At 55.1% G+C, this 2,246-nt stretch carries 1 protein-coding gene; it reads right to left on the minus strand.

All coding sequences use genetic code 11. The features are described 5' to 3' along the window. On the minus strand, positions 1-1,185 hold a 1,185-nt coding region (locus CZ434_RS22265), incomplete at its 3' end, for a beta strand repeat-containing protein (protein ID WP_077624197.1). Positions 1,186-2,246 lie beyond the last annotated feature (1,061 nt).

The raw sequence follows: 2,246 nt of genomic DNA on the forward strand, positions 1-2,246 counted from the left end.
GGTATTGATGGTTCCGGCAGAGATCGTGGCTCCGAGCACGCTGTCGACGGTATCGATGGTACCTCCAACCACAGTGGAAGCGAGGACTTCCTCAATGACATTGATGGTTCCGCCTGTCACGGTGACGGAAGCGACTTCCGCCGTGACCGTCCCGCCAAGGATGGTAGCGTTAATGAATCCATCGGTAATGGTAGCTCCGAGCACGCTGTCGATGGTATCAATCGTGCCGCCAACAATGGTGGCAGCCAGGACCTCCTCCACGGTATTGATGGTTCCGGCAGAGACCGTGGCCCCGAGCACGCTGTCGACGGTATCAATGGTTCCGCCAACCACAGTGGAAGCAAGGACTTCTTCAATGACATTGATAGTCCCGCCCGTCACGGTGACGGAATCGACTTCCGCCGTTACTGTGCCACCGAGGATGGTGGCATTGATAAATCCGTCGGTAATAGTAGCTCCGAGAATACTATCAACAGTATCAATTGTGCCGCCGACGATGGTAGAAGCAAGGACTTCTTCAATGATATTGATGGTCCCGCCCGTCACGGTGACGGAATCGATCTCCGCCGTTACTGTGCCCCCGAGGATGGTGGCATTGATGAATCCGTCGGTAATAGTAGCTCCGAGAATACTGTCAACAGTATCGATTGTGCCGCCGACGATGGTGGCAGCCAGGACCTCTTCCACGGTATTGATGGTTCCGGCAGAGACCGTGGCCCCGAGAACGCTGTCGATGGTATCAATGGTCCCGCCAACGATGGTGGCAGCCAGGACTTCTTCCACGGTATTGATGGTCCCGCCCACCACAGTGGAAGCGAGGACTTCTTCAATGACATTGATGGTTCCACCCGTCACGGTGACGGAAGCGACTTCCGCCGTTACTGTGCCACCGAGGATGGTGGCATTGATGAATCCGTCGGTAATAGTAGCTCCGAGAATACTATCAACAGTATCGATTGTGCCGCCGACAATGGTGGCAGCCAGGACCTCTTCAACGGTATTGATGGTTCCGCCCACCACGGTGGAAGCGAGGACTTCTTCAATGACATTGATGGTTCCACCCGTCACGGTGACGGAAGCGACTTCCGCCGTTACTGTGCCACCGAGGATGGTGGCATTGATGAATCCATCGGTAATAGTAGCTCCGAGAATACTATCAATGGTGTCAATGGTTCCGCCAACCACGGTGGAAGCGAGGACTTCTTCGATGACATTGATGGTCCCGCCTGTAACGGTGACGGAAGCGACTTCTGCCGTTACCGTCCCGCCGAGGATAGTGGCGTTAATGAATCCATCGGTAATGGTAGCCCCGAGAATACTATCGNGACCGTGGCCCCGAGAATACTATCGACGGTATCAATGGTTCCGCCCACCACGGTGGAAGCGAGGACTTCTTCGATGACATTGATGGTTCCACCCGTCACGGTGACGGAAGCGACTTCCGCCGTTACCGTCCCGCCGAGGATAGTGGCATTGATGAATCCATCGGTAATGGTAGCCCCGAGAATACTATCGACGGTATCAATGGTTCCGCCAACCACGGTGGAAGCGAGGACTTCTTCAATGACATTGATGGTTCCGCCCGTCACGGTGACGGAAGCGACTTCCGCCGTTACTGTGCCACCGAGGATGGTGGCATTGATGAATCCGTCGGTAATAGTAGCTCCGAGAATACTATCAACGGTATCGATTGTGCCGCCAACGATGGTGGTAGCCAGGACCTCTTCCACGGTATTGATGGTGCCTGCGGAGATAGTGGCCCCGAGGACACTTTCGATGGTATCAATGGTACCTCCGAGGATCGTAGCGTTAATGAACCCATTGGTAATGGTGGCCCCAAGAATACTACCAATGGTATCGATGGTCCCGCCAACGACAGTGGAAGCGAGGACTTCCTCAATGACATTGATGGTCCCACCTGTTACGGTGACGGAAGCGACTTCCGCCGTTACAGTGCCGCCGAGGATAGTTGCATTAATGAATCCGTTGGTAATGGTAGCTCCGAGCACGCTGTGGATGGTATCAATCGTGCCGCCAACGATGGTGGCAGCCAGGACCTCCTCCATGGTATTGATGGTTCCGGCAGAGATCGTGGCTCCGAGCACGCTGTCGACGGTATCGATGGTACCTCCAACCACAGTGGAAGCGAGGACTTCCTCAATGACATTGATGGTTCCGCCTGTCACGGTGACGGAAGCGACTTCCGCCGTGACCGTCCCGCCAAGGATGGTAGCGTTAATGAATCC

It is taken from the genome of Sediminibacillus massiliensis (genome assembly GCF_900156915.1).
Lineage (GTDB): Bacteria > Bacillota > Bacilli > Bacillales > Amphibacillaceae > Sediminibacillus_A > Sediminibacillus_A massiliensis.